The sequence below is a fragment of the Gemmobacter caeruleus genome (genome assembly GCF_008271655.1).
Lineage (GTDB): Bacteria > Pseudomonadota > Alphaproteobacteria > Rhodobacterales > Rhodobacteraceae > Gemmobacter > Gemmobacter caeruleus.
Genome location: NZ_VKKX01000048.1, coordinates 1 through 830, shown reverse-complemented (window position 1 = coordinate 830; position 830 = coordinate 1). Strand labels below are relative to the sequence as shown.

The following is an 830-nucleotide window of genomic DNA, read 5'->3' as shown; positions in this document are numbered from 1 at the left end:
CCTATCTGCGCGACGACCGCCCGTTTGGCGGGACTGCGCCGCCCGCGGTGATCTTCCGCTTCTCGCGTGACCGGAGCGGCGAACATCCGAGCGAACACCTGAAGGGCTGGCAGGGCCTCCTGCAGGCCGATGCCTATGCGGGCTACAACGACCTCTATCGCGGCGACCGCAAGCCCGGACCTGTTCTCCCCGCGCTGTGTTGGTCACACGGCCGGCGCAAGTTCTTCGAACTGGCCGATGTCGCGGGCAACATCCGCAAGGGCAAGGATGCCAAAGAGATCTCGCCGATCGCCTTCGAGGCCGTAAGGCGCATCGATGCGCTGTTTGAGATCGAGCGCGACCTGAACGGCCAGGACCCCGCCGCCCGTCTCGCGGCACGACAGGTACGCTCGGCTCCGCTGGTCGAGGATTTGGAACGCTGGTTGCGGGCCGAGCGGGCGCTCCTGTCAAAGCATGCCAAGGTCGCCAAGGCGATCGACTACCTGCTGTCGCCCAATCATTGGCCTGCCTTTACCCGCTTCCTATCCGACGGTCGGATCTGCCTGAGCAACAACGCCGCGGAACGTTCGCTGAGAGGGGTGGCTCTGGGCAGAAAATCATGGCTCTTCGCGGGGTCCGAGCGCGGCGGGCACCGCGCGGCCTTCATGTATTCCCTCATTGGCACCGCAAAATTGAACGACATCGACCCACAAAGTTGGTTGGCAGACGTCATCGCCCGGATCTCAGACCTGCCGGTCTCTCGACTGCCGGAATTGCTGCCGTGGCAGTGGAAGCCGTCGGAAAAAGCCAACGTCAAGGCTGCATAACCGCGGCTCTCGGCGCATGCTTAC

The 830-nt window shown here is 64.1% G+C and carries 1 protein-coding gene; it reads left to right on the top strand.

The features are described 5' to 3' along the window. A partial coding sequence (gene tnpC, locus FOA17_RS15515; protein ID WP_149142421.1) for an IS66 family transposase occupies nt 1-806 on the top strand: 806 nt, incomplete at its 5' end. Between the last annotated feature and the right edge of the window lie 24 nt (nt 807-830).